General features: G+C 31.4%; 15 protein-coding genes. 1 reads left to right on the top strand and 14 read right to left on the bottom strand.

The features are described from left to right. Window positions 1-106: 106 nt before the first annotated feature. From H0I28_RS14610 to H0I28_RS14590, 5 genes are all read right to left on the bottom strand, one after another. A complete protein-coding gene (locus H0I28_RS14610) occupies window positions 107-1,591 on the bottom strand; it encodes an arylsulfatase (RefSeq protein WP_254712787.1) in 1,485 nt (494 codons plus the stop codon). 265 nt (window positions 1,592-1,856) lie between these two features. Next, window positions 1,857-3,374 (bottom strand): glycoside hydrolase, encoded by a 1,518-nt coding sequence (locus H0I28_RS14605; RefSeq protein WP_218759555.1) that lies wholly within the window; start codon window positions 3,372-3,374, stop codon window positions 1,857-1,859. Then, on the bottom strand, window positions 3,371-4,795 hold the full coding sequence (locus H0I28_RS14600; protein WP_218759554.1) for a sulfatase: 1,425 nt from the start codon (window positions 4,793-4,795) through the stop codon (window positions 3,371-3,373). Before H0I28_RS14600 ends, H0I28_RS14605 begins: the two co-directional genes overlap by 4 nt. Before the next feature lies 1 nt (window position 4,796). After that, complete coding sequence (locus tag H0I28_RS14595; RefSeq protein ID WP_218732174.1) at window positions 4,797-6,212, bottom strand: sulfatase-like hydrolase/transferase; 1,416 nt, start codon at window positions 6,210-6,212, stop codon at window positions 4,797-4,799. A gap of 543 nt (window positions 6,213-6,755) precedes the next feature. Continuing rightward, complete coding sequence (locus H0I28_RS14590; protein ID WP_218754945.1) at window positions 6,756-6,923, bottom strand: hypothetical protein; 168 nt, start codon at window positions 6,921-6,923, stop codon at window positions 6,756-6,758. Window positions 6,924-7,325: 402 nt separating this feature from the next. On the opposite strand from H0I28_RS14590, the gene H0I28_RS14585 reads away from it, so the two are divergent. Then, on the top strand, window positions 7,326-8,507 hold the full coding sequence (locus H0I28_RS14585; protein ID WP_218732172.1) for a leucine-rich repeat protein: 1,182 nt from the start codon (window positions 7,326-7,328) through the stop codon (window positions 8,505-8,507). A gap of 345 nt (window positions 8,508-8,852) precedes the next feature. Here H0I28_RS14585 and H0I28_RS14580 read toward each other — a convergent pair whose 3' ends face one another. From H0I28_RS14580 to H0I28_RS14540, 9 genes are all read right to left on the bottom strand, one after another. After that, window positions 8,853-9,152 (bottom strand): T9SS type A sorting domain-containing protein, encoded by a 300-nt coding sequence (locus H0I28_RS14580; RefSeq protein ID WP_218732171.1) that lies wholly within the window; start codon window positions 9,150-9,152, stop codon window positions 8,853-8,855. A gap of 139 nt (window positions 9,153-9,291) precedes the next feature. Further along, the gene (locus tag H0I28_RS14575; RefSeq protein WP_218759553.1) at window positions 9,292-10,176 is read right to left on the bottom strand and encodes a Sip1-related alpha-galactosidase; all 885 of its coding nucleotides are present in this window, start codon (window positions 10,174-10,176) and stop codon (window positions 9,292-9,294) included. 28 nt (window positions 10,177-10,204) lie between these two features. After that, window positions 10,205-10,435: a hypothetical protein gene (locus tag H0I28_RS14570; protein ID WP_218759552.1), complete on the bottom strand. Its 231-nt coding sequence runs from the start codon at window positions 10,433-10,435 to the stop codon at window positions 10,205-10,207. 68 nt (window positions 10,436-10,503) lie between these two features. Then, window positions 10,504-11,601 carry a glycoside hydrolase family protein gene (locus H0I28_RS14565; protein ID WP_218759551.1) on the bottom strand — a complete coding sequence of 366 codons (1,098 nt, stop codon included), beginning with the start codon at window positions 11,599-11,601 and terminating at the stop codon, window positions 10,504-10,506. A gap of 55 nt (window positions 11,602-11,656) precedes the next feature. Then, on the bottom strand, window positions 11,657-13,315 hold the full coding sequence (locus tag H0I28_RS14560; RefSeq protein WP_218759550.1) for a hypothetical protein: 1,659 nt from the start codon (window positions 13,313-13,315) through the stop codon (window positions 11,657-11,659). A gap of 11 nt (window positions 13,316-13,326) precedes the next feature. Then, the gene (locus H0I28_RS14555) at window positions 13,327-14,964 is read right to left on the bottom strand and encodes a hypothetical protein (protein WP_218759549.1); all 1,638 of its coding nucleotides are present in this window, start codon (window positions 14,962-14,964) and stop codon (window positions 13,327-13,329) included. A 20-nt stretch (window positions 14,965-14,984) separates the two neighbouring features. Next, complete coding sequence (locus H0I28_RS14550) at window positions 14,985-16,619, bottom strand: hypothetical protein (protein WP_218759548.1); 1,635 nt, start codon at window positions 16,617-16,619, stop codon at window positions 14,985-14,987. A 193-nt stretch (window positions 16,620-16,812) separates the two neighbouring features. Then, window positions 16,813-19,152, bottom strand: a complete 2,340-nt coding sequence (locus H0I28_RS14545; RefSeq protein ID WP_218759547.1) for a glycoside hydrolase N-terminal domain-containing protein — start codon at window positions 19,150-19,152, stop codon at window positions 16,813-16,815. Between the two features lie 114 nt (window positions 19,153-19,266). Beyond that, a complete protein-coding gene (locus tag H0I28_RS14540) occupies window positions 19,267-19,626 on the bottom strand; it encodes a sulfatase-like hydrolase/transferase (RefSeq protein WP_218759546.1) in 360 nt (119 codons plus the stop codon). Between the last annotated feature and the right edge of the window lie 725 nt (window positions 19,627-20,351).

Genomic DNA, 20,351 nt, shown 5'->3' with positions numbered 1-20,351 from the left:
CTAAAGTAGAAAAGATAAACTGGTATACTTTTTCATGTTTAAAAACTAATTGTAAATAAAAAATCATCCCTAAGGCTTACCTTAGGGATGGTTTATAAAGTATAATCTATTTTATTTTTTCACCTCTTAAAGACTCATAGACTTTAATTAATTCTGCTAATTCCTCAGGGTTTGTTGCTGCTAAATTTTGTTCTTGACCAACATCTTTTTTTAAATTATATAATTGAAATTCTGGACGAATACCAACATCAATATTTACTTTTTTATTAAACTTATTCCCTTTATAAGGAGGAATCATTAACCAATCTCCACTTCTTAAAGCTGTTCTAGAATTTGCTTCAATTAACAAATGATCTCTTCCTTTATTAGATTTACCTAAAAAAGCATTTAAAATATCTTTACTATCTGTTGTATTTTCTGAGGTTCCTGTTAAGTTTGCTAAAGAAGCTAATAAATCCATTTGGCAAACAATCGCATCTGAAACAGTTGGCTTAATTGTTCCTTTCCAATAGGTAATAAAAGGCACTCTCGTACCTGCTTCTAACAAACTGTATTTACCACCTCTTAAACCTCCTTTTGGGTCATGTTTTCCTAATTTTTCTATGGCGTCATCATAATACCCATCATTTAAAACTGGGCCATTATCACTAGAAAAAACAATTAACGTATTTTCTAAAAGACCTTCTTCTTCTAAAGTATTTATAAATTCACCAACTACCCAATCTGCTTCTAAAATAACATCTCCTCTTGGTCCCATTCCAGATTTACCTACAAAACGTGGATGCGGAGTTCTTGGTACGTGTGGTTGCTGCATCGCGTAATACAAAAAGAAAGGTTGCTCTTTATGTGTTTTTACATACTCCTGCGCTTTTCCTAAAAAATGATCTGCCATATCAATATCCGTCCATTTTGCAGACTCACCACCTTTCATATACCCAATTCTAGGTATTCCGTTTACAATGCTATTATTATGTCCGTGATGCCATTTCATGGTTGTCATTTCCGGGTTTGATTTTGCTGTAGGCTCTCCTTCAAAATTCTTTTTATAATTTACTTCAATCGGATCATTTTTATCCAAACCTACTACATGTCCGTTATCTATATAAACGGTTGGTACTCTGTCTTGCGTAGCCGCCATAATATAAGAAGAATCGAAACCTACTTCATTAGGACCCGGAGTTATTTTTCCGTTCCAATTAACATCCCCAGACCCTAAACCTAAATGCCATTTACCAACAATTGCAGTTTGATAGCCTTGTTTCTTTAAGACTTTTGGTAATGTTTGTTGCGCTACATCAATAATTAAAGGAGCAGAACCTGCTAAAATTCTTGCTTTTTTATTTCTCCAAGGATACACACCTGTTAACAACGCATATCTACTTGGTGTGCATGTTGCCGAAGAAGCGTACCCATTTGTAAATTTAATTCCGCCATTTGCCAAGGCATCTATATTTGGCGTTTGGATTTCTGTGGCTCCGTAAGCACTTAAATCTCCGTAGCCTAAATCGTCTAAATAAATAACCACAATGTTTGGTTTTTCACTTATATCTGTGGTTTTTTTTGCTGTTTTTTCTGATTTGCAACTTGTCATTACAAAAACAGAGAAGAATAGAAATTTAAAAATGATGTTTTTTAAATACATATTATTTACGTTGGTTAATTAATATTGTAAGAAAGTAAAATTATGAATACTTATTTAATAGTAAGAGCAATTATCGTTCTAAAAAGGTATCAAAATGACTCTTATTTCTTTTTTGATTTTTATTTTTTAAGCTTAACAAGCTTAAATTAAAAACAATACACTAAAATAAAACAACACGTAATTCACTGATAAAAAACTATTTAAATACTTTAAGTTATAAAACGAAAGTAGTAATCGATTTAGCAGCGATTACAATATCTTTTTTATCCGCATTATGTTGTATTAATTTTAAATCTGAGTCTTTATCTGTAACATAAACTTGCTTTATAGTACTTTTAAAATTTAGTTGTACTGCTGTTTCTTTTTGATTAACCGCCACAATAATGATAGAATTATCTTTATTCTTATACGCTGAAACTAAAACTCCTTTTTCTAAATTTTCAAGAGAATTTTTACCGTTATAATCTACCTTAATTTGTTTTGCCAGAGGTCTTATAAATCTCGAAAAATTACCTAAACCCCATAATAATTTTGAGCTTTCAAAAGTACCTTCTTCTGTATTTTTATCATGATAAATAAGTCCGTCTTTATAATTATAAGGTGTCATTGCCAACCACCAATGCCATGCACTTGCATTAGCGATAGTAAGATCTGCATGTATTAATCTAGCAACATACAAAGCTGTTTTCATGCCTAAATCTTTCCCTTTCCCTCTAATTTCTTCATTGTTCTCTAGAATACAATATTCTGTCATCCAATACTCTAAATTTGGATACTTTATTAATTTCTTTTTAATTTCTTCTCTTTTTAATTTTAATTTAGAAATATCCCAAGTTGTAAAATAACTATGTCCTGCAAATTTTTGCGAAACCGTTTCTAAATTTCCAAGATACAAATCACTCATAGGGTTAAAAAAGACTTCAACCTGGTTACTTCTATGCTCTTTTCCTTTTTTTATTGAAGTCAAATAATCTATTTGTCCAGCTTCTGATACTTCTAATTTTGTATCTAAATTATAGCTTTTAAAAACAGAATCTATTGTTTTGGTTGCACTTGAAAGTTCATCATTATTCCAAGGAGAACCTTCTTGTTTTCCATTTTTCCAATCCCATTGAGGTTCATTAAACGGACTGATATAATTAAAATGAAGATCTAAACTATCTTTAAAGTGCGTAACCACATCTTTTAAAAACAACGCATATTTTACATAATTACTTGTTTTTAGGTTTGATGACAATCCGTCTGCAGAAAATGCTTTATGATTCTTTGTAAATTGCACTGGCGGACTATTTACAAAACCGATAAAAGAAGAAACACCTCTTTCTTTTGCAGCTTTTAAAAACCATTGCTGGCCCAATTGTCTGTTCCAATTATAAGAACCATCATTATTTAAAAAGCCTTCTGCCCTTCTCCATTCGTCCTTAATACTACTTTCTACTCCTTGCTCTGCACTTCCTGCGCCAATATTAAATCGCCAGGTAGAAAGACCAATTCCTTTAAAAGTTCCATCAGCATTCTTTTCAGTACTAAATAATAAATCGGCTATTGCTTCTTTTTTATCCAAAGACCATTTACCAACAAATTGAGCAGACCATGCATCTGACGCTCCAAAATTATGTATGGTTTGGTATGCTACATTTGGATGAATCTCTATATTAATTTGTTCTACTTTACTTTGAGAAAACAATAATCCACTTAAAAACAAAAATAGAACTACCGCTTTAGTCCTCATTTTTTCTTAAATTTATTCGGAACAAAATTAGCCTCATACTTCGGATTTAACTCCGTAGGAATTGGTGCATTAATCTCAGATCTCCACGTAGTTAATTTTTTTAATAACGCTGCTACTTTCTCTGGATTAACGTCTACAAGGTTGTTTCTTTCGCCTAAATCTGTCTTTAAATTATACAACTCAATCTCATTATTTTCAAAATATTGATGTAGTTTCCAATCACCATCAATAATCACAGAACCGGGTCTTGTTCTAAAAAACGGATCTCTACCATCATCTATTTTAAAATTATATGCTTGTAAATAAATAGGAAAGTGAAAAAACAAACTTCTATCTTTTATTGTTTTCCCTTTTAAAATTGGTAAAATAGAAGTTCCATCTACTATTTTATTTGGGTTTTCTACATTTAAAATATCCATAAAAGTTGGATAAAAATCTAGATTGGTAATAGGAGTCTTAGAAACTGTATTTGGTTTTACAACTCCATCCCAAGAAATAATATATGGTACTCTAATGCCGCCTTCGTAATAAGAACCTTTTCCTGCTCTTAAAGGATCTTGATGAGAAATAGCTCTTATTCCGCCATTATCCGAAGTAAAAACAATTAAGGTGTTTTTTAAATTTAAAGCTTTAATTTCATCTAAAATTAAACCGATATTTCTATCAACCGTTTCAATCATACCTGCATAGACCGCCTTATTTTGAAATGGATTTCCTCCTTTTTCTTTATATTTTTGTTCTAAAGCATTTGTTGTTGATAAAGGGGTATGAACCGCATAATATGGCAAATACAGAAAAAATGGCTTTTCTTTATGCTCTTTTATAAATGAAATAGCTTCCTGCGTTAATCTATCTGTTAGGTTCTCTCCTTTTTTATTATCAACAATATTTTTTATGTTATATGGACTAAAAAAACCATTTTTACCCGGATTACCTTGATTAGCGCCCCCAACATTTACATCAAAACCTTGTGTTTTAGGATCGTCTCCTAAATGCCATTTACCAAAAGTACCTGTTATATATCCAGATTTCTTTAGCATTTCTGCAATTGTAATATTACTGTCTGCTAAAACTTCTGTGTTTTTAATAGGAATTATTTTTCTAGTTTTTTCATTTCCTCTATCAGAATTACTAACGGTATAAATACCGTGTCTAGGCGTATTTTGCCCACTAATTAAACACGCTCTACTAGGTGCACAATTTGCTGCGGAAGCATACCCTTTTGTAAATTTCAATCCACTTTCTGCAAGTTTATTAATGTTAGGTGTTTCATAAAAAGTACTTCCATAAGTTTCGGTATCCATCCAACCTAAATCATCTACATTAATATAAATGATGTTTGGTTTACTTTCTGATTTCTCCAAATTTTGAGCATTGCAAGACAATAGCCCCCCTAATAATAATACATATAAATACTTCATTTTATTGTTTTTTTTCTTTATTTAAAACTTGTTTCATTTTAGCAGGATCTGAATACAAAACCTCTTTATTTTCCATTAATCTTTGATGAATATGATAGGTAACATCCATCCAATTTCTAGGTTCTCCCCAAAGTGGTTCCATCATTTGAGATTCCCAGTTTTTTAAAGCTGTGTTTAATTCATTAAACTGATTTTTATTAGTATTTTGAAGGTCTTTCATTTCACCTAAATCCTCTTCAACATTATATAAAGTTGCTCCATAATCTTGCAAACGAACCATTTTGTAATCTCCTACTCTTGCTCCGGCTTCTTCTAGTTTTCTCCAAAATAATTGAGCATGCGGATCTCCCTTCTTCTCCCCTTTTAAAAATGGCAAAAGGTTTGCTCCATCTAAAATTAAATCTGTATCCTTTTTAATATTCGCTGCCGCCATAGAAGTTGTAAAAATATCTAAAGAAGAAGACAAACCATTAAAAGTTTGACCTCCTTTTATCTGAGCTGGCCAACTTACCACAAACGGAACTCTATGTCCGCCTTCAAATTTATTTCCTTTCCATCCCTTTAATGGTCCACCAGAAGAAGTATTATTTGCTGCTCCACCATTATCACTTAAAAAATAAATAATTGTGTTATCTGCAATACCTAACTCTTCTAATTTATTTTGAAGTTTTCCAACGTTCTCATCTAAAGACCAAGTCATGGCTGCTAAATACTGTCTAGGATGGTTTTTATATTTCTCTAAATCTTCCTTTTTAGCTTCCATTGGCGTATGAACCGCATTGTAAGCTAAGTACATAAAAAAAGGATTGTCTTTATTTTCTTTTATGTATTTTACAGATTGATTACCCAAAACGTCCGTTAAATACCCATCAAATTTTACACGTTTTCCGTTATGTTGTAACATTTTTGCTTTACTCGGATTTTCATATTGAAAATAAGACCTACTTCCGGTTTCAAAACCATAAAATTCATCAAAACCTCGATTGTTAGGTAAATCAGATTCCTCTTTTCCTAAATGCCATTTACCCAATGCCATTGTTTTGTAACCATTTTTCTTAAAAACATCTGCAATAGTTACAACATCATCAGAAAGCCCAATATCACCAGAGTTTTTATCACCTGTATCATTTGCCTCAAAACCAAAACGTTGTTGATATTTTCCGGTAATTAAACCCGCTCTACTTGGTGCACAAACTGTTGCGCTTACATGTGCATCCGTAAAAATAACACCACTTTTTGCTAATCTGTCTATATTAGGTGTTTCTAGATCTTTACTTCCCATAAAACCAAAATCTGCGTAACCAGCATCATCAATTAAAATGACAATTACATTTGGTTTTTGCTCTTTTTGCACTGCATTATTTGTATTGCAAGACACTAAAAATCCGCACAATAATAGTATAAACAAGGTATCCATTTTAAAAAAAATAAAATTTAAAAATTCTGTAAAAACAGGATGAAAGGTTTTTTTAAGATTCAAGTTGTTGTCTTTTTAATTAAAGCTAATCTAACTTAAAGTAGCGTAAAAAACAGTCTAATATTGTTACAACAAGGGAGTGAGAATGTTACAATTCTATTAAGGAGTCTCCGTGCGATGCAAATAGCTATGACTTTCAATAATTTAATCTTAAAAGTAAACACAACCAAGATTCATCAAAGATGACACTGTAATATCAATAGAAATAACGTTCCATAAATCTAATAAAACAAGACTGTTTTTTTAATAATACAGCTAATTTATTATAACATATCTTAATCTTAGCTTGATAAGGAGTTTCTCTGATAAATTTTTAAATTTCAACAATATGTAAAAAATAATAACTTATTTGACGTTTGTATACAAGCATTTTTAAATGATGTTACACTTACATCTATAGATTTACCTGCTTAAACAGTTATTGGTGGTTGGACATTCTGGAAATGCTCAAATCTTAGTAATGTAAATATGTCTGTCATAGATTCAAATTGCCCTAGATGCATTTAATGCTAAAGGACTTACAACTTTAACACTTCCTTCGTCATTAAGAAAATTTTCAGGTTTTAATACGTTTAGAAACATTCCTACTTTAGAAGAATTAATTGTAGAAATTGAAACTCCTTTTGTTCTTGATACTGACGTAAATATCAATCATATGTTTTCTAATCAAATAAATCAATCTCCTACACCTAATTTAATTGCACCTTGGGGCTTCTAGTGCCTTTGAAAATCAATGAAATATATTTAGATTCTTATCCAAAACTTAATGTAGATAAATGATATTTTTTCTGCAGAAGTTTATAATATATAAAGTGAATCAGCTTTTATTTAAAACCTGCATTAATAAACACGGATTATATGAAATATGACGACCTATGGACTAAATAATTATTTACAAAATGTAGCATTATTACCTTTGTATTGCATAAATACTAGTGTTTTGGGTTAAAATGCAACATTTTTACCCAAAAAACGAAACCTATGTACTCTAAGAATAGTATAGTTATTTGTAAATTTAAATCATAATATTATTAATTTAAAATTAAATAAATCATGAAAAAAACATTACTATTATTTGTTACATTATTATCTGTAACATTAACGAAGGCACAAACTGTAGGTGATGCATTTACAGTAAATGAAATCAATTATGAAGTAACCGCTGTTGACCCTACAAACGAGGTACAAATTGTAGGAAATAGTGTTACTACAGATGCATTAACGATACCAGCTACTGTAGAGAATTCAGGAACTACTTATAACGTTACTTTTATAAAAAATAAATCATTTTCTAATGTAGCAATTACATCTTTAGTTGTTGAAGGTGATACTGAAATTGATTGGCAAGTGTTTAACGCTTGTCCTAACCTTGTAAGCGCAGATCTTTCTAATATTACTTCAGGTGTTGGTTTAAACTCTTTTGTAAACTGTCCTGAATTAACATCAGTAGATCTTCATAATGCAACATTTGTTGGTAAAACAGCATTTAACAAATGTCCTAAATTAGAGACAATAGACCTTAGTAATACAGTTGATATTGGAATACAAGCATTTAGAGATGCAAAAGCACTTACATCTGTAGATTTACCTGCTGCAACTGTAGTTGGTGGATTGGCATTCTGGGGTTGCTCAAATCTTACTGATATAAATATGCCTGTGATGGATTCAATTGCTCCAGGTGCATTTAATGCTACAGGATTTAAAACTTTAACGCTTCCTGCTACTGTAACGAAACTTCCAGGTGCTAATACATTCAGAAACATTCCGGCTTTAGAAGAATTAATTGTAGAATTTGAGACTCCTTTTGTTCTTGATACTGACGCATTCTTAGACGCAGAGAAAACAATACCGGATCCTGATAGTCATATGTTTTCTACTCAAGCCGGATATGACACAGCTCCTACATTGATTGTTCCTTTTGGTACCAAGGATGCTTTTGCCGCAGAAAACGGATGGGATATATTTAATATCGTTGAAGCAGATGAAATATTAAGCTTAGATTCTCAAGCTAAAATATCTTTAAATGCATATCCAAATCCTGTTGTAGATAAATTATACTTTTCTACAAATGATGTTTTTTCTGCAGAAATTTATAATATTTTAGGCGCTAAAGTAAGTTCTCAAAAAGTTATAGATGGAGTAGATTTATCTCAACTTAATAAAGGTATTTATTTTGTAAAAGCTAAAAATAATGAAGGTTTAGATTTCAAAACAATTAAAGTTATCAAACAATAACAACTTTTTTTATTTAAAACTTAAAAGGAGTAACTTTATATAAAGTTACTCCTTTTTTTATGCCTTTACATTAACTGTATCCATATTATAAAATATAATTACTTATGCAATTGGTAATCTAATCAAGATAAATACCTTATCAAGGTTAAGATTATGAAAATATTACAGACAAAGTAAACTATTACGAAGTCTATTTTAAAAACCAACAGAATCTTTATCGTTTTTTGATATCAAAAGCAGATTATTATATACAATAGGTTTCTAAAAAACAAAAGGAACAACTTCTATAAGTTGATCCTTATTATTTGTTTAAAAATAATTTGATAAGTAAGATAAACACTTTGCTTATTTTCGTATTATTTTATATTGTTTTCTTGTTCCTTTGTAATTTACTTTGAGAAAATAAATACGAGATGAAATATCATTTAACTTAATTGTATGAATTAAAGAACTGATATTATTTTCGGTATAAATAGTTTGACCATTAACACTTACTAGTTTAACAGAAACATTTTCTAAGTTATTTAAATATATGTTTATATTTTCTTCATTAGGGTTGGGATACGTATAGATTTCATTCAATAATTTTAGCTCACCGTTAGTAGATAAACTATTTTCATCATTAATTATAACAGAAAAATCCATATCAGAACCAACAAATTTTGTATTACAGGTGTTTATATCATCCCCTTTTGTATAAGTTATTAATTGTATTTTACTTTTATTTTATTACCTAAACAGAAATAATGATATCTTCATCAGTATTATATTCTGTATTGATAATTTATCTTGTGATTTTTAAATTATAATTACTTGTTTCTATTGTTGAACAATCAAATGTGTAGAGATGATTTCCTAAAGAATTAAAAGGCACATCATTTATTTTAGGAATTCCATTCTTACTCCATACAGTTAAGCTTCCTGACTCTTTCATTGTACAGATAATTTCATTTTCATTTATAGATGTCACTTCTACTGTACCTGCAGATAAATATTTATCAGAATTACCAATTACAGACCATCCATTAACAATAGGGCTTAACTGAAACAATCTTTCTTCACGTGTTTTTAGTTCAAACTCAAAATCATCTGTCAATGGTTTTGCTATTTTATTGTATGCATCATATAATAAAATTCCTCCTTTAGGTATTTCCCAAAGTCCTTTAAAAGGTTGAATCATTCCTCCTGCATTCGGATAATCTTTTAAAGAAATAGCTGATTTTAGCATAGTGTCTCTATTTAAATTAACCGCCATAATAACTGCTGATTCATTTTTAATCGGAGCAATTACCTTAAAGGCTTTTTTACCTACATAAGGATCTTGTTGTAAACTTTCTGGCAAAGGAACCCCAGGAGCTAGCGTACCAATAATCTCTCCGTCTTTATACATTAACGGAGTTAAATACGTATCATCAATGTTTTTAGTCTCGTCAGACAAATAAATAGGAGCACCAGAAATAGCTCTAGAAACGGCCATTAAACGCGCTGTTTCTTTAAAACTGGTGTGAAACATATCTTGGTCTAACCAATGTACATATCCTAACCAAAGGGCATTGGTAAAGTTTTGAACAATCGTTAAATCGATACGGTTTAAATCTATTTTATAATCTACACTAGACCTTATGACGTAACTATAGGTTTGATTAAAAACATTAAAATTCTGAAACATTATGAAACCAAAGAGCCTCCATTCTATTTCATGAGGCTTTTACTTCAGAAAACGGGCGATAATACATCCCTTTTTGATATTCTGGTAATTTTAAAACAATATCAGCAATAACACCGCTATTATTGGGCGTAAGTAATTGTTTTTCTATAGTAAAAATCCCATTTTCTGAAAGATCATTTAAATCTAAAGCTTTTGGGATTTCTATTAACTTGTCATTGCTTATTTCCTCTTGATTCTTTTGTTTATAGCAAGCATTCAAAAGAAATATTGAAAATACTATCAAAAATATTCTCAAGTTATTGCTAAAAATTATCATAAAAAATCTAATTATTTTTTCTTCTGATATTTTAACACATAATTATTTGTACCATCACTACCATCTAAAGCCACTCCACTAGGGCAATAAAGATATTCAGGTTCATTATTTGCATCCATTAATAACTGAGGTCTTTCTAACTTCACCTTTTTACCTCCGTAACGTACATTCGCTTCTTTTGGAAAATTGCCTTTCAAATAAAAATCTTGATAATTATGAAAACCTGATAAAGGTTCGGCGTTAAATTGAAGTCCATCTTCTGATACCCAAAGTAAACCACCACCTTTTTCTAATATTCCATGATTGTCTGTAGTCATTAAGCATATTTTATTTCTCCATAAAAAAGCATTCCCATCTTCTATTCTGACTTCATTGGTAGTAATTGGGTCTGGTTGGATAACATACGGTCCTTCTAACTTGCTAGAAATAGCAACTCCCATACTCACTTTGCCTTTAGTACCAGCTTTCGCTTTAAAATACAAAAGGTATTTTCCATTAGGATGTTTTATCAAACTAGGGTTGTTAACACCAAGTCCACTGTTTGCACACCAAATAGCAGTATCGCTAGGAGGGCTAAGTAAAGGTGTGTTCTCATTTGGAACTGCATTCCATGGTCCATGAATACTATTACTTGTTAGCATTCCAATTCGCTGACTTGGTCCATGTTTTTTTGCACCATCATTAGCTATAAAAACTAAAACGTATTTATTATCTATTTTTTTAATACTTGGATTGTGAAAACCAGTAGCATTCCATGTATCATTACCTTTTCCTTTTGCTACAACTTCTACAAATTTAAAAGGCCCTTCAGGACTTTTAGCAACATAATGAGCAATTTCACTTTGATATCTCCACGCTGTTTTAAAAGGGGTGTCGGATGACCATCTAGCACTAAAAAGGTGTACATTTCCTTGTTCATCTCTAATAGGAGAGCTTCCCCAAACGTCATAACCAGGTTCGTTAATTGCTTCACCAACAAACTTCCATTGATCAGACATGGCAGTTGGAGAGGCTACTTGTTTTATTGCTTCTTTTCTATTGTTTTTTTGTGATTGACAAGAAACAATAAATATTGAAAGCAGAATGGTGCTTACTATTATTTTTTTCATTAATGATTTATTAAAAAAGTTTAGATTATTTAATTCAGAGCAAAATAGTGCTGTTTTATTCTGTTATCCTAAATGAAACATGGGTAAATGAACCTGTTGTTATGTCTATAAGAAATTGATTTTCTTCTACAGGTTCTATAACAAAATATTTTCCTTCAGGTTGATCATCATCATCCCATTGTGTTACAGTTATATTACCATCAATTTTAAAACCATCTAGAATCCCTACAGGGTATTCTTCGTAAAAAGGTGGTATAAAAGTTTTACATGGACTCACAGTATTGATAAAAAACACATTTACTTCATTACCTCTTATATACGCTCTACTATGAAGTTTCTCCCTACTTAGTACTTCTTCACCATCATGATCTAACATTCTTATAGGTTGTGAACCAATCAAAGCTTCAGTATATGCTCTAGTAATATAATTCCATGGTGCATTACCTCCAGACAAGGGGTAATCCCACCAGCTTACTAAATCTAATCCAAGATCAGTCCAATCAAACATACATCCAATAGCTAGTTCGGAAGTCCAAATTTCTCTATCTTTTTCGTAGTCAGAACTACATCTAAGGGCATCCCAATGTGCTTCAGTAGCCCAAGCTTCACGATGTTTATCACTTTGAGCTAGTTCATATTCGTATTTTAAATCTGGATGATTCGTTTCATTATGATGATTCAAATAATAGTGATTTCCAAATACGTCATAGCTATCTTGTCCATTAATATTGTATAAATCGTTAAAAGATCCAGATTCACCTAATGGTTTATAAAATTCTGGAGCCACAATTTGTGGTACCACATAACCAAGTCTTGCCGTTCTAGCTCTTAATGTATCTACAGCTATCGTAAAATCTGTAACATCCATTCTAGCAGCCTCTTTATCAAAAGCAACATAGTTTACTTCGTGTCCATGTTCATGCATAAACTCAACATAGTCAACAATCAATTGTGCATATTTTACAGGATTAGGCACAGTTGGTGCATCTGTTGTTACCCAATCTGGAAAATACTCTGCTTTATCTGATGTTAAAACTTTTAAGCCTACAAAAATCATAAAAGGTTCAGAACCATAATAAGATGCTTTCGCATTTTCTATAGATTTTAAAAGAGTTGTGTAAACACTTTCTACCACCTCACCTTCTGCAGGGTGTCCTCCATAAGCATCACCACAATATAATGGAACTCTAAGGCCATTCATTTTAGCTTGACCTTTACCTTGACCAAAAGCACTTTCTGCATTACTGATATTACCTAAAGTTCCAGCGTTATGATTCAGATCTAACATATGATATTTTGTAACCCTACCAAATTTTTCAAGTGGAGCTATGGTTGCTTTATTTACATATGTTGCCTCTTCGTAATCTGTTATTTCTACAGTGTATTCTTCGAAATCTCCACCTGAGTGAAGTCTAAATTTTTCTGTAACGCCCCATTGACCAATTCTTGTATCTGGATTTGGAGTTATTATTGAAACATCATCTGAATATTTATAAGTAACAGACGTAATTTCTAACGGATCTTTTACATCTGGTATTGATATTTTTTTATTATCATTATCTATAACTCCAATAGATTTTTCTCCGGATGATAATGTTACATCAAATTGAGTAAAATTCAATTCAACATTATTTATTTCTTCACTGTCTGATTCTGTTTTACTACAATTTACAAAAAGAAAAAGGAACATAAATAATAAAGAAATTTTTCTCATAATATAAGGTTTTATTGTGTAATCTTAAATGTAAGATGAGTAACCGAACCAGTAGGTAGATCTAAAAGAATTTGATTATCTCCTGTAGGATTTATAACAGTATATTCCCCTTCAATATCTGTATCATTATCAGTACTTTCTCTCCATTGTCTTACAGTTACATCACCATCAATTTTAAAAGAATCAAGAATACCTATGACATAATCTTCATAAGACACAGGTACTAAATCTGCAGTATTTGGATTTATAACGTTAAGTAGAAACACATTGACTTCATCTCCTTTTAAATAAGCTCTTGTATGAAGTTTACCTTGAGACAAAATGTTTTCGCCATCATGGTCAATCATTCTTATTGGAGTAGATCTATGTATAGCATCTGAAAAAGCTCTCATCACAGAATGCCTAAATTTAGTACCTCCTGATATTGGATAATCCCACCACATAAATGCTTCCATTCCAAGATCTGCATGATCCATCATTATTCCAAGTGCAGACTCTGCAGAAAAAAGGTCACCATCACCATTCCAGTGTGGTTCTGTAGCCCATGCCGGACGTGTTTTGTCCTTTTGTGAAAGGTCATATTCATATTTGTATTTGGCAAAACCTTCTTCATTATGATCTCTTTGATAATAGTGATTTCCAAAAACATCATATCTGTCTTGATACCCTTTATCATATAGTTCATTCATCCAGCCATTATTAGTGTCTCCCTGAGGATCCAAAAGTTCTGGAGCTACAATCTTTGGCACTACATACCCTAATCTTGCAGTTTTTGCTCTTAAACTATCTACAGCTATTTTAAAATTATCAACACTCATTCTAACTGTTTCTTTATCTATAGCAACAGCATCTATAGTATGTCCTTTTTGTCCCATAAATGTGATAAAATCAACAATTAATTGCGCATATTTATCAGGATTTGCTACATCAGAATCTTCTGTTGTAACCCAATCAGGGTAAATTTCATCTTTATTTGATGTTAATACTTTAATTCCTAGAAAAATTATAAATGGCTCACTTCCACTATAAGCCGCTTTGGCATTAGTTAATGATATTAAAGGTCTTTCATAAACACTTTCTATTACAACACCTTCCTCTGGATGCCCACCATAAGCATCTCCACAATAAAGAGGAAACCGTATACCGTTCATACCCTTCTCTCCAAAAACAATATTTGCAGTAGCAACATTTGATGCTTTGGTTGCATCTCCATTAAGATCTAACATATGGTATTTTATATAAGTCCCAAATGTCTCAAGAGGTGCTATTGTTGCTTGATTTTCGAATACAGGTTCTTCAAAATCTATGATTTCTACAGTGTAATCTTCAAAACTTGATCCTGAATGAAGTCTAAATGTTTCATTAATTGTCCAACTACCAATTCTTGTGCTTGGATTTGGAGTAACTAAACTAACATCATCTGAATATTTATATGTAACAGATTTAATATTAATAGGGTCTACTATACCAGATAGCGATATGTGATTGTTAACATCATCGATAACTCCTATAGATTCTACTCCTGATGATAATGTTACATCAAACTGAGTAAATTCTAAATTAACATTGTTAATTCCTTCATTTTCTGTCTCTTTATCGCAACCTACAAATAGGAAAACGGATGTAAGTAATATATAAATTTTTTTCATTTTTGGTTTTATTCTTTGTTTTATTCTTTAATTTTAAACGTAAGCTGAGTAAAAGTACCTGTTGGTATGTCTAAGAGGAATTGTTTTTCTTCAATTGCTTCTACTAAGGTAACTTCTCCTTCAACTTCTGAACCAACTACTGAATCATCTTGCCATTGTCTCACTGTTACTCTACCATCAATTTTAAAACCATCTAAAATCCCTACCGCATAATCTTCATAAGACGCTGGTACTATACCTGCAATATTTGGATTTACAACGTTAATTAAAAATACATTTACTTCATTATCTCTTAAATAAGCTCTAGTATGAAGTTTACCATTCGTAAAAGTTTCCTCTCCATCATGATCAAGCATTCTAATTGGTATGGAACCAAGTATAGCTCCTGAGTATGATCTCATAATAGGTGATTTTATTGTAGTACTACCCTCTATTGGATACCCCCACCACATAAATGCGTCTAATCCTAGATCTGTATGATCAAACATTACTCCAAATGCAGATTCTGTTCTAAAAATACTTGAATCATTATTCCAGTGTGGCTCAGTGGCCCACTGTGGACGTGTTCTGTCACTTTGAGCTAAATCGAACTCATATTTTAATTTTGCAAAACCAGCAACAGTGTGATCTCTTTGATAATAATGATTTCCAAAAATATCATACCTGTCTTGATACCCTTTATTATATAGTTCATTCATCCAACCGTTACTAGTGTCTCCTTGAGGGTCTAAAAGCTCTGGAGCTACAATTTTAGGTACTACATATCCCAATCGTGCTGTTTTTGCTCTCAAACTATCCGCAGATATTTTAAAATCCTCAACACTCATTCTAACAGACTCTTTATCAAACGCAATTGCATTTATTGTATGTCCTTTTTTATCCATAAATGCTATGAAATCAACAAGTAACTGAGCATATTTATCAGGAATAATTCCATCTTCATCAGTTGACACCCAGTCAGGGTAATACTCATTTTTATTAGAAGTCAAAACTTTAATTCCTACAAAAATCATAAAAGGTTCACTTCCACTATAGGCTGCCTTTGCATTTTCAAGAGATTTTAAAGGGTTTGCATAAACATCTTCTACAACTACACCTTCCGAAGGATGTCCTCCAAAAGCATCTCCACAATAAAGAGGAAATCGGATACCATTCATTTTTTGATTACTAAAAGCTTCAAAAGCCGTGCTTTCTTCTTTAGCTTTATTAGGGTCTCCATTAAGATCTAGCATATGATATCTTACAGTAGTCCCAAAAGTTTCTAGTGGAGATATTGTTGCTTGATTTTCATATACAGGTTCTTCAAAGTCAGGAACTTCTACAGTGTAATCTTCAAAGCTTTCACTAGAGTGAAGTCTGAATTTCTCTGTAATTTCCCATTTACCTATCCTTGTATTTGGATTTGGAGTAATGATTGAAACGTCTTCTGAGAACATATATGAAACAGATACAATTTCTAAAGGGTCTTTTACATCATATAATGAGATATGCTTGTTCTCATTATCAATAACTCCAATAGATTTTTCTCCAGATGATAATGTTACATCAAATTGAGTGAATTTAATTTCTACATTATCAGCTTCAATAATATCTGATTCTTTACCACAACTGAGAAAGAGAAAAATTGAAATAAGTAACAAAGGAAAGTTTTTCATGTTTAGTTTTTAATGGTTGATGATTATTTTATGCAATTTATCTAAAATCTTAACAAAAAATGGGGTCGAATTGTATCAACAATGGAGTTAAAATGTCACAATTAATGTTACATTAAAATAAAACACCTGATGAAACATTTTAATGCTTAATCAGGCGTTTTTTAATCTAAAAAAAATATATCTATCCGATATATTAATAATTAAATGTTAGCACTTCTCCTTTTTTAGTTGCTATTTCTTTTACGTCATCATTGTAACGAAGTTTTAAAGTGTTTCCTAATTTAGAAGTAACTACTAACGTTTTCAATTTTCCTAACTCCCAAGTCATATCTATTTCAAAACCTTTTTTGGCTACAATTCCTTTTATACTACCAGATGCCCAAGCATCAGGTAATGCTGGTAACACATGCACTTCTCCGTTATGACTTTGCATTAGCATTTCTGTAATACCAGAAACAACCCCAAAATTTCCATCAATCTGAAAAGGAGGGTGTACATCTAAAAGGTTTGGTAAAGTAGACTTTCTTTGCAACGCTATAATATTTTCATACGCTTTGTTTCCTTCTAACAAACGTGCATAAAAATTAATAATCCAAGCTCTACTCCAACCTGTATGTCCACCACCTTTAGACAATCTTCCCTCAATTGTTTTTTTAGCAGCTTCAAATAATTCTGGTGTTTTAGATTTTGAAATTTGATTTGATGGATGCAACGCATATAAATGAGAAATATGTCTGTGTCCTGGTTGCGCTTCTTTAAGCTCTCCTACCCATTCTAACAACCTACCATCTTTACCAATTTCAAGCGGAGGCATTTGCTTTATTTTCTGTTTTAAAATAGCACTAAAATCTTTATCAATATTTAAAATTTCTGCAGCGACAATACAGTTTCTAAACAATTCAAAAATAATTTCACGATCCATAGCAGGCCCCATATTTAAAGTCGCTTTTTCTCCATCTTTAGTTAAAAAGTTATTTTCTGGAGATACAGATGGACCTGTAACTAAAAGTCCGGTTTTAGGATCTGGAACCATAAAATCAACAAAAAACAAAGCAGCTTCCCTCATAATTGGATATGCCTTATTCTTCAAATATTCTTTATCCTCTGTATATTCATAATGTGTAAATAAATGTTGCGCACTCCAACCTGCACCCATTGGCCACATACCATATCTAGCCTTTCCATTAGCAGCAGTTGCATGCCAAATATTACTAGTATGATGCGCTACAAAACCTCTAGAATTATATGTTTTTTTAGCAGTAATACGTCCCATTTCGCGTAAACCATCAATATATTCTAAAAATGGCTCATGACATTCTGCAAGGTTTGCCATTTCTGCCATCCAATAATTCATTTGAATATTGATGTTAATATGATAATCAGAATTCCAAGGTGGTGTAAATCCATTTGCCCAAATTCCTTGTAAATTAGCAGGTAAAGTACCTGGTCTAGAACTACTAATTAATAAATAGCGTCCAAATTGATATTGCAATTGAGTTAGATAATTATCTGTAGCTCCTTTTTTTACTTTTTGCAAACGTACATCTGTAGGAAAATCATCTCCTTTACTATCAGATAATTTAAATGAAAGCCTGTTAAATAATGACTGATAATCAGCAATATGTCTATCTAACAACTCATTATAAGATATTTTTAAAATTTTATTGATTGCATTATAATTTTCTTGTTCAAAATCTAATCCACGATAATTAGTAGAAGCAACCACTTTAATTTGCACCTCATCTGCATCGGTAATTACTAATTTTCCATCTTTTACTGTTGATGTTCCTCCTTTTGTTTCAAAATGAACTAGGGCATGAAATTTTACACCATGACCATTACCTACATGTTCTGAAAAGGCTATACTATTTTCTGATACAGTAATTTTAGTTTGCTTATTACGTTTTACCCAAGAAGAGATGTTTATTTTTCCTTTTTGATCTGCAGTAAATTTATAGACCATTGCTTTATCAGGGAAACTAGAAAAATAGGTTCTAGTATACTGAACATCATCGCTTTTAAAATTGGTAGTAACCACCGATTTATTAATGTCTAATGCTCGCTTATAATTGCTAATAGAATCTAAATTTGGAGTCTCTATAAATAAATTCCCTAACATTTGGTAAGTATCTGAACCAGTAGGTAAACGATCTGCTAGAATTTTATCTTGCACCATTGCCTCTGCTTCCATATATTTCTCATCAAACAGCAGTTTTTGTATGGCAGCAATATGTTTACCAGCATCTTTTTTATCTCTATTGTAATCTTTTCCTCCTGTCCAAATAGTTTCTTCATTCAAACAAATGATTTCTTTTTTAGGTGTACCATAAATCATGGCTCCTAAATTTCCATTTCCAATAGGAAGCCCTTCATTCCATTTATTAGTTGGTTGATTGAACCAAATATTTAGAGCAGACGCTTCTTCTACTTCTTTTTTTTCATTACAGCCAAAAAAAGTAAACGCTATTAAGGAAATGTAAGCGAACTTTTTTATAAATTTATTGTGGATGTTTACCCAGCGTGTTTTCATCATGTTCCTTTGTTTAGTTGAGGTTTATTTTTTAATTAATTTGTGACCTGATATTTATTTAATGTTTGCTATTCTTTGAATCATCTAAGTTTGCTAATGGTATTGGTGGTACATCATTCATAAAGTTCTGAAATGCCTTCTTATTTTTTCTGGTTTTTCAATAGTATTTCCTTTTTTAGAATAAGAAGCCGCTTTCCAAAGGTTAACTCCAGTAACCAGCATTGTTCTACTAGTAATAAATACTGCCTGACTATAAGAACCTTGATTATATGTTCTAGAAAAAGAAACACCACTATCCATAAGACGATCTAAATTAGGTGTCTTTATTGAACAATAATCTAAAGTAACAATGCTATTAAACATTAGGTCATCTGCAAAAATAAAAAGTATATTAGGATTCTTTTTTTGTTGAGCATGTATAGTTAAGCTGACAAACAAAAAGAATAAAATTCCTACAAATGAATATTTTTTTACCATGTGATGATTTTTACTCAAAAATATGCAAAAGTAGTCATGCCTGAGAAGCTAAACCGTATCATACTTAGTGTAAAAATGTTGCATTTAGCAAAAAAAAATGATAATCGTCCTTTATCAACTATTCAGTTACGATTAAAGAAATACATCAAAATAAAAATTGCAAGTACTCTATTTGCCTATAAAGTCTGATGACCATATTTAAATACCCTCACCAAGAGGTATAAAATAGTATAAGAATCATCCCTTTTTTTTATGGCAAGATACAGAACCGTTGGTTGATTATTTTCTACATAAACAAACGGACGTTCCATACGATTGGGTATTAGAAAACCTCCATCTTCTAATTTTAATTTGTTACGACTAATCTCGTAATTTTCTGCTTTTCCCTAGTCCAAACCATCTTTAGAAGTCATTAACACAACATAAGAATGGGCATGAAAAACAGCATAAAAGACAGCTTGTTCTTTATCGAACCAAATAGAAATATCTTCGGTATCTAAATCTTCTTACAGGGTTTGGTGGTATTTTAAAAGGGCTTATTGGTGATAAATAAGTTACCTGGTTTATAGCAATATGAACACCACTTTCGATAGTAATCTTATGATCTTCTTATTCATGTTATGTAGTTTAAGTTCTGTCCCTAACTATCAGTGTCGCTAAATTAAGTTGTATTCTTATTCTCGAGACCAATTTCAATCAGTAAATATCTCAAAACCACTTTTAGA

This window comes from Polaribacter sp. AHE13PA (genome assembly GCF_019278505.1).
GTDB lineage: Bacteria > Bacteroidota > Bacteroidia > Flavobacteriales > Flavobacteriaceae > Polaribacter.
Note: the sequence above shows the minus strand (reverse complement) of the source record. Positions and strands in the feature narration are given on the sequence as shown.

Coding starts and splice junctions, on each gene's coding strand:
- H0I28_RS14595 (WP_218732174.1), bottom strand. CDS start 6,212: ATGGATACCTTGTTTATACTATTATTGTGCGGATTTTTAGTGTCTTGC.
- H0I28_RS14545 (WP_218759547.1), bottom strand. CDS start 19,152: ATGATGAAAACACGCTGGGTAAACATCCACAATAAATTTATAAAAAAG.
- H0I28_RS14585 (WP_218732172.1), top strand. CDS start 7,326: ATGAAAAAAACATTACTATTATTTGTTACATTATTATCTGTAACATTA.
- H0I28_RS14555 (WP_218759549.1), bottom strand. CDS start 14,964: ATGAAAAAAATTTATATATTACTTACATCCGTTTTCCTATTTGTAGGT.
- H0I28_RS14605 (WP_218759555.1), bottom strand. CDS start 3,374: ATGAGGACTAAAGCGGTAGTTCTATTTTTGTTTTTAAGTGGATTATTG.
- H0I28_RS14565 (WP_218759551.1), bottom strand. CDS start 11,601: ATGAAAAAAATAATAGTAAGCACCATTCTGCTTTCAATATTTATTGTT.
- H0I28_RS14600 (WP_218759554.1), bottom strand. CDS start 4,795: ATGAAGTATTTATATGTATTATTATTAGGGGGGCTATTGTCTTGCAAT.
- H0I28_RS14575 (WP_218759553.1), bottom strand. CDS start 10,176: ATGTTTCAGAATTTTAATGTTTTTAATCAAACCTATAGTTACGTCATA.
- H0I28_RS14550 (WP_218759548.1), bottom strand. CDS start 16,619: ATGAAAAACTTTCCTTTGTTACTTATTTCAATTTTTCTCTTTCTCAGT.
- H0I28_RS14560 (WP_218759550.1), bottom strand. CDS start 13,315: ATGAGAAAAATTTCTTTATTATTTATGTTCCTTTTTCTTTTTGTAAAT.
- H0I28_RS14540 (WP_218759546.1), bottom strand. CDS start 19,626: ATGGTAAAAAAATATTCATTTGTAGGAATTTTATTCTTTTTGTTTGTC.
- H0I28_RS14610 (WP_254712787.1), bottom strand. CDS start 1,591: ATGACAAGTTGCAAATCAGAAAAAACAGCAAAAAAAACCACAGATATA.
- H0I28_RS14580 (WP_218732171.1), bottom strand. CDS start 9,152: ATGGATTTTTCTGTTATAATTAATGATGAAAATAGTTTATCTACTAAC.